At 71.8% G+C, this 7,338-nt stretch carries 8 protein-coding genes; 4 read left to right on the forward strand and 4 right to left on the reverse strand.

What is annotated here, in order from left to right; genetic code table 11:
- The first annotated feature begins 208 nt into the window (after nt 1-208).
- Nucleotides 209-1,198, forward strand: coding sequence for a malate dehydrogenase (locus tag BN12_RS15140; RefSeq protein ID WP_048553746.1), 990 nt, complete (start codon nt 209-211; stop codon nt 1,196-1,198).
- A gap of 47 nt (nt 1,199-1,245) precedes the next feature.
- Here the strand turns inward: BN12_RS15140 and BN12_RS15145 are convergent, their stop codons facing one another.
- On the reverse strand, nt 1,246-1,911 hold the full coding sequence (locus BN12_RS15145; RefSeq protein WP_048553749.1) for a GntR family transcriptional regulator: 666 nt from the start codon (nt 1,909-1,911) through the stop codon (nt 1,246-1,248).
- Between the two features lie 86 nt (nt 1,912-1,997).
- Between BN12_RS15145 and BN12_RS25265 the strand changes: the two genes are divergently transcribed.
- From BN12_RS25265 to BN12_RS15160, 3 genes are read left to right on the forward strand one after another with little or no spacing between them, the layout of a single operon-like run.
- Nucleotides 1,998-2,198, forward strand: a complete 201-nt coding sequence (locus BN12_RS25265) for a hypothetical protein (RefSeq protein WP_048553751.1) — start codon at nt 1,998-2,000, stop codon at nt 2,196-2,198.
- Nucleotides 2,198-3,652 carry a sodium:solute symporter family protein gene (locus tag BN12_RS15155; protein ID WP_048553754.1) on the forward strand — a complete coding sequence of 485 codons (1,455 nt, stop codon included), beginning with the start codon at nt 2,198-2,200 and terminating at the stop codon, nt 3,650-3,652. Before BN12_RS25265 ends, BN12_RS15155 begins: the two co-directional genes overlap by 1 nt.
- Before the next feature lie 17 nt (nt 3,653-3,669).
- Nucleotides 3,670-4,896, forward strand: coding sequence for an amidohydrolase (locus BN12_RS15160; protein ID WP_048553755.1), 1,227 nt, complete (start codon nt 3,670-3,672; stop codon nt 4,894-4,896).
- Between the two features lie 138 nt (nt 4,897-5,034).
- Here BN12_RS15160 and BN12_RS15165 read toward each other — a convergent pair whose 3' ends face one another.
- The 3 genes from BN12_RS15165 to BN12_RS15175 all read right to left on the reverse strand — a co-directional run.
- Nucleotides 5,035-5,274: a DUF3017 domain-containing protein gene (locus tag BN12_RS15165; RefSeq protein ID WP_048553757.1), complete on the reverse strand. Its 240-nt coding sequence runs from the start codon at nt 5,272-5,274 to the stop codon at nt 5,035-5,037.
- Between the two features lie 89 nt (nt 5,275-5,363).
- Complete coding sequence (locus BN12_RS15170) at nt 5,364-6,245, reverse strand: bifunctional methylenetetrahydrofolate dehydrogenase/methenyltetrahydrofolate cyclohydrolase (protein WP_048553759.1); 882 nt, start codon at nt 6,243-6,245, stop codon at nt 5,364-5,366.
- A 28-nt stretch (nt 6,246-6,273) separates the two neighbouring features.
- On the reverse strand, nt 6,274-7,338 hold a 1,065-nt coding region (locus BN12_RS15175), incomplete at its 5' end, for a WD40/YVTN/BNR-like repeat-containing protein (protein ID WP_083454678.1).

Raw genomic sequence — 7,338 nt, forward strand, 5'->3', positions numbered from 1 at the left:
CCCAGCACCCCGGCCCACCCGATACCGGCTCACCCGGCATACCGGCCCACCCAGGACACCCGGCCCACCCGGCATACCGGCCCATCCGGCGTCCAGAACCGAACCGCAGCTCCCGCGCGCGGTCCGACCGGGCCGATGGCGTCGGCGGCCACGCTGCTAGGTTCAGGACCGGAAGCTTCGGCCCATCCCACCCGCGAAGGACACCATCGTGAGCACCTCACCCGTCAAGGTCGCCGTCACCGGCGCCGCCGGCCAGATCGGCTACAGCCTGCTCTTCCGCATCGCCAGCGGCTCGCTCTTCGGCGCCGACACCCCTGTCGAGCTGCGCCTTCTCGAGATCACCCCCGCCCTCAAGGCGCTCGAAGGGGTCGTCATGGAGCTCGACGACTGCGCCTTCCCGACCCTCGCGGGTGTCGAGATCGGTGACGACCCGACGAAGATCTTCGACGGCGTGAACTTCGCCCTCCTCGTCGGCGCCCGGCCCCGTGGCCCAGGCATGGAGCGCGGCGACCTGCTCGAGGCCAACGGCGGGATCTTCGCGCCCCAGGGCAAGGCCCTCAACGAGGTGGCGGCGGACGACATCCGAGTCACCGTGACGGGCAACCCGGCGAACACGAACGCCCTCATCGCGATGAGCAACGCGCCCGACATCCCGAGCGAGCGCTTCTCGGCCCTCACCCGGCTCGACCACAACCGCGCGATCAGCCAGCTCGCCGCGAAGACCGGCGCCGCGGTCACCGACATCACGCACATGACGATCTGGGGCAACCACTCGGCGACCCAGTACCCCGACCTGTTCCACGCCCTCGTCAAGGGCCAGAACGCCGCCGAGCTCATCAACGACGAGGACTGGCTCGCGAACACCTACATCCCGACGGTCGCCAAGCGCGGCGCGGCGATCATCGACGCCCGCGGCGCCTCCTCGGCCGCGTCGGCGGCGAGCGCGACGATCGACCACGCCCGCACGTGGGCCCAGGGCACGCCCGAGGGCGACTGGGTCTCCATGTCGGTGCGCTCCGACGGGTCGTACGGCGTGCCGGAGGGTCTCATCTCCTCCTTCCCCGTGACGGTGGAGAACGGCGACTGGAGCATCGTCCAGGGCCTGGACATCAACGAGTTCTCGCGGACCCGCATCGACGCCTCCGTCAAGGAGCTCGGCGACGAGCGCGACGCCGTCAAGGGCCTCGGGCTCATCTGACACATCCTTCACCGGCCGGTGAGCTCACCGGCCGGTATGCCGGGAGCTCACGCCGGCGTCGGGCGCTCCCCCACCATGGGCATCGTCGCGGCCCGCACCGCCCGGACGTGGTCGCGGGCCACCTGAGCGGCGAGCGCGCCGTCACGTGCCTCGATCGCCTCGACGAGGGGGCGGTGCTCGTCGCCCATGTCCAGGCGCGCGATCGAGCTGGTGAGGAGGAAGAGCCGGCGCAGGTGGTGCTGCAGCGGCGTCATGAGCCGGTCGAGCACCGCATGGTGGGCCGCCTCGATGAGGGCCTCGTGGAACCCGACGTCGTGGGCGTGGCTCGCGGCCCGGTCGGACGCCGTCACCTCGCCGCGGACCGACTCCCGGAGAGCGAGCAGGTCGGCGGGGGTCCGCCGGTCCGCCGCGAGACGGGCCGCGAGCGGCTCGAGCACCTCCCGGACGTCGAAGATCTCGCCCACGGCCGTCCGGTCGAGGGGGGCGGCGAACGCCCCCTTCCGCGGCTCGAGGTCGACGAGCCCCTCGACGGAGAGCTGGAGGATGGCCTCGCGCAACGGCACGCGCGACACGTTGAGATCCGCGGACAGCCGGCGCTCGTGGAGGCGTGCCCCGGGCGGGATCCGCCCCGTCGTGATGAGGTCGCGCACGGCGTCGGTGACCTCGTCCCGGAGCGACCGGTGCTCGCCCCCGACGTCGATGATCGGTGTCACATCCACTCCAGTCGCCCGGCCTCTTTACATCACGCCCGACTCTATCCTATGGTTTTTGGTATACCAAATACCTTCGGAGGCATCGTATGCGCAGGCACTACCCCGTCGTCTTCACCCTCGTCCCCGTCGTCGTCCTCGTCGGAGGCGTCCCGTTCTTCAGCTCCGAGACCCGCATCGGGCCGCTTCCGGCGCTGGGGACCTGGTTCCTCATCTGGGTGCTCCTCACTCCTCTCTTCGTCCTCACCGGCGACCGCCTCGGCCGCTCGGGCCGCGGGAGCGACGTCTGATGGCCACGGCAGTCATCGTCGTCATCCTCGCGGTCTGCGCGTTCATCGGCGTCAACGCACGGCGGCGTGCCGTCAAGGGGGACCTCGCGAGCTGGAGCATCGGCGGCCGGTCGTTCGGCGTCCTGCTCTTCTGGGTTCTGGCGGCCGGCGAGATCTACTCGACGGCCACCTTCCTCGGCGCCTCCGGCGGGGTCTACAGCCTCGGTGACATCGCGCTGTGGACCACCGGCTACGGAACGGTCGCGTTCGCCCTCGCATACCTCTATCTGCCACCCCTGTGGCGGTATGCGAAGGACCACGGCCTGGTGACCCAGGCGGACTACTTCACGCATCGCTTCGGCAGCCGGTGGATCGGCGCCGCGTTCGGGGTCGTCGGGGTCGTCTTCATGGTCCCCTACATCGAGGTGCAGCTCCTCGGGTTCGGGCAGATCGTCTCGGTGACCTCCGGAGGCGCCCTCCCTGCCAACGCGAGCATGCTCGTCGCGTTCGCCGTCGTCGCCGTCTTCGTCTACCTCGCCGGCATCCACTCGACCGCCCGGATCTCCGTCGTCAAGGACGCCCTCATGATCATCGCGATCGTCGTCGTCGGCGTGTGGATCCCGTTGCACTACTTCGGGTCGTATGCGACGGTCGTCGACCAGGTCATCGACCGATACCCGGGGCTGCTCGCCCTCAACGGCTCGAGCCCCCGAGCCACCCCGCTGTGGATGATGACGACGCTCGTCGGGTCCGGACTGGCGTTCTTCATGTTCCCCCACTCGACGGCCGCCATCTTCTCGGCGAAATCGGAGGAGACGGTCCGGCGGAACACGATCTACCTGCCCTTCTACAACATCCTGCTGTTCCTCCCGGTGCTGGTCGGCCTCACCGCACTCCTCGTCATCCCGGGAGTCACCGGCTCGGACACCAACGGCGTGCTGCTCGCCCTCACCGTCAAGACCCTGCCGGCGTGGCTCGTCGGTGTCGTCGGCGCGGCCGGCGCCCTCGCAGCCATCGTGCCCGTCAGCCTGCTCGTCCTGCAGTCGGCGACCCAGCTGTCGAAGAACGTCTACAAGGACGCCATGAAGCCGGACGCGACGCAGGCCCAGGTGCTCACCGTGTCCCGGGTCATGGTCATCGTCGTCATGGCCGTCAGCCTCCTCGTCGCACTCCTCGCGCCGGCCATCCTGGTGAACCTCCTCCAGGTCGGCCAGACGGGGGTGTCGCAGTTCGTGCCGGCCATCGTCCTCGGGCTCTTCTGGAAGAGGCTCGACACGGCGAGCATGATCGCCGGGGCGGCGGTCGGCCTGGCCATCGTGACGTGGTCGGTCCTCACCGAGAGCCTCGTCCTCCTCGGGTGCAACGTCGGCCTCGTCGCACTCGTCGTCAACCTCGCGATCGCCGTCGGCGGCTCGCTCATCCACCCCGCTCGTCGCTCGCCCTCGCGCGGCATCGACGCCTTCACCGCGGCCTGACCCAGGAAGGTGTGCACATGACCACCCTCATCGAGAACGTGCTCGTCCCCGGACACGACGAACCGACGACGATCGTCGTCGAGGACGGCCGGATCACCTCGCTCGGGGCGCCGCAGATGGTCCACGGCACGACCGCATCCGTCGGCGGCGCCGACCCGGCCGAGCGGGGCGACGGGACCGACCGGATCGACGGGGCCGGGTTGCTCGCCCTGCCCGGCCTCATCGACGCCCACGCCCACATCGACAAGACGCTCTTCTCCGGCCCGTGGGTCCCCAACCCGGGCGTCGAGCAGGTCGCCGAGCGCATCGCATACGAGCGCCGCGTCCGCGACGACTACGGACTGCCGAACGCCGACTACGTCGCCGCTCTCGTCGAGAGGATGATCGTCGGCGGCACGACCCACGTCCGCACGCACACCGACGTGGACCCCGGCGTGGGGCTGCGGGGTGTCGAGGTGGTGGCCGAGGTTGCCGAGCGGTATGCCGACGCCATCACCATCGAGCAGGTCGCCTTCCCCCAGGGGGGCCTCATCACCAACCCGGGGACCCTCGACCTCCTTGCCGAGGCCACGAAGGCGGGCGCCACGACGATCGGCGGGCTCGATCCCGCGGGATTCGACCAGGCGCCGAACGAGCACCTCGACGCGATCTTCGAGCTCGCCGTCGCGACCGGCTCGGGGCTCGACATCCACCTGCACGACGACGGGACGCTCGGGGCCTGGGAGATGCAGCAGATCGCGAGGCGGACCGTCGACCACGGGCTCGGGGGCCGGGTCGCGATCAGCCACGCCTTCGCCATCGCCCACGAACCCACGCAGGACGCCCTCATCGCCGCCTTCGCCGAGGCGGGCGTCGCCCTCAACACCGCCGCGGTCTACGACGTCCCCGTCCCACCGCTGGACAAGCTCGCCGCCGCCGGCGTCGCATACGGCTCCGGAAGCGACGGGATCAACGACCTCTGGGGTCCGTACGGCGACGGGGACATGCTCCGGCGCGCCATGCTCGTGGGCTACCGCAACTCGGCCCGGACCGACGCGGGGCTCGCCCTCGCGCTCGACACGGCGACGTACGGGGCGGCGCGGGTGCTCGGCATCGAGGCATACGGCATCGCCCCGGGGGCCCCGGCGGACCTCGTCCTCGTCCGGGCCCGGTCGGTCGCCGAGGCGGTCGCCGCGGTCCCTCCGCGCGAGCTCGTCCTCAAACGCGGACGGGTCGTGGCCCGCGGGGGGACGTTCGTCGGCTGACCGACCGTTCCGGGCCGACCACCTTCCGGATACGTCCCCCACCGGCACGTCCCCGCCGGTTCCGGGCCGACCACCTCCCGATACGTCCCCGACCGTCTCCGACCGGCCGGCCAGGGACGTGCCGGTGAGGTGATCCGGTCAGACGTGCGGGTGGAGGTTCATCGACCGGCCGACGACGAGCACCACGACGCCGAGCGCCACGAGCGTCAGGACGTCGAAGGCGCGGCCGCGGACGACGAGGCCTCCGGCCCGGGCCGTCGGCTGGACGGCGCGCAGGACCGCCGCGGCGAGGCACGACGCGCTGAAGGCGAACGTCGCCCGCAACGGATGGGTCGTCGCGGCGAACCCGAGGCCGACGGCGAGCCCGACGGCGAGCACCCACCATGACGCGAGGCGGGAGGTCGTCGGTGGGCGGGGCTCGGCAGGGGGTGCCGGCGACGGCGGTCGCTCCGGCCCCCCCGCCGACATCAGGCGGCGCCCGCCTGCGCCTGCTCCAGCTGACGCTCGGCGGCCAGGACGACGTTGGTGAGGAGCATCGCGCGTGTCATCGGACCGACGCCGCCGGGGTTCGGCGACACGGAGCCCGCGACCTCGACGACGTCGGGGTGGAAGTCGCCCGCCACGCGGCTCTTGCCGTCCGCGCCGACGACGCGGCTCACCCCGACGTCGAGGAGCGCGGCACCGGGCTTGATCATGTCGGGCGTGATGAGGCCGGGCACCCCGGCCGCGCCGATGACGATGTCGGCGCGCCGCACCTCCTCCGCGAGGTCCCGGGTGCCGGTGTGACAGATGGTCACCGTCGCATTCTCGCTGCGCCGGGTGAGGATGAGCGACAGCGGACGTCCCACGGTGATGCCGCGACCGACGACGGCCACGCGGGCCCCGGCGATCGGCACGTCGTACCGGCGCAGCAGCTCGACGCAGCCCATCGGCGTGCAGGGCAGGGGCGCCTCCTTGCCGAGGACGAGCCAGCCGAGGTTCGTCGGGTGGAGGCCGTCGACGTCCTTCTCCGGGTCGACGGCCGACAGGATGGCGAACTCGTCGAGCCCGGTGGGCTGCTGGACGAGGAACCCGGTGCAGGCCGGATCGTCGTTCAGCTCGTGGACGACGTCGAGCACCTCCTCGAGGGTCGACCCGGCCGGCAGGTCGCGACGGATGCTCGCGATCCCCACCTCCGCGCAGTCCTTGTGCTTGGCCCCGACGTACCAGTGGCTCCCCGGGTCGTCGCCGACGAGGACGGTGCCGAGCCCGGGCACGATGCCCGCCTCGGCGAGGCGCTCCACGCGGGCGCGCAGGTCCCGCTTGATCTCGCCGAGGATGACACTGCCATCGAGTCGCGTCGCCGTCACGCGGCACATCCTGCCATCCCGATGTCGCTCAACGATGCGGGGTGGTCGTCCGCAGGACGGCGAGCCGCCCGAGGTCGCCGGAGGCGAAGCAGTGACCCGCGACGCAGTCGACGCTGTCGAAGGTCCCGGTGTCGAACGTGGTGTACGAGCGGCCGCCGTTCGTGCTCACGTCCGAGCCCGTCGGCCCGACCGCGAGGACGGTCGAGGCCCCGTCGTGGACCCACGCCGAGCCGGAGCGGTAGCCGCCGAGACCCTTCGCGGGATGCCACGTCCGGCCGAGGTTCGAGGTCCACGCACCGTTGGCCTTCGCGGCGGTCGGGTCGGTGTAGTCGCCGCCCACGGCGACGCCGCCCCGGCCCCACCCGAAGGAGATCGAGAAGATGCCGCCGGCGGCCGCCCCCGCGACGGGGCTGTCCTGCACCGTCCACGTCCTGCCCCGATCGGTGCTCCTGAAGATGCGCGCCGGGTCGACGCCGCCGGAGCCGAGGAAGAGGTCGCCCTTGCGGTCGGTCTGCAGGCAGGTCCCGCTCGCGGCGAACCCGAACTCGCCGTCCTTCGCGGCCGGCATGCCCTTCGCGGACATGAGCCGCCACGAGTGGCCGGCGTCCGTCGTCCGGAGGATCCGGAACTTCCCGCGGATCGGGTCCGACATGGCATACCCGACCCGTGGCGAGGTGAAGGCCATGCAGTCGTAGAACGCGGCGGGGTCGGCGTTCTGGTAGGCGAGCCGCCAGTGCCTGCCGCCGTCGTCGGTGACGTAGAAGCGGAAGGCGTCCGGGGTGTCGCCGATGCCCATGATGACGGCGTGCCGCGCGCTCGTCGCCTCGATGTCGCGGAACTGGATGGCGTCGGTGTCGGCCGGGCCGACGGAGGTGACGGTGCGTCCGGCGTCGACCGTTCGCAGGACGGTCCCCTCGGTTCCGGAGGCCCAGACCACCTTCCTGGAGACCGCGTCGAGCCCGCGGAGCCGCGCGGTGCTCGTCGGCGTCTGCAGGAGACGCCAGGAGTATGCCGGGCCGCGGCCGGCCGTCGCGGCGTCGGCCGGGCTCGTGGCCCGGGTGGCGGGAGCGGGGACCGTCGCGGCCGTGGCGGG

Source organism: Nostocoides japonicum T1-X7, from assembly GCF_001046855.1.
GTDB lineage: Bacteria > Actinomycetota > Actinomycetes > Actinomycetales > Dermatophilaceae > Nostocoides > Nostocoides japonicum.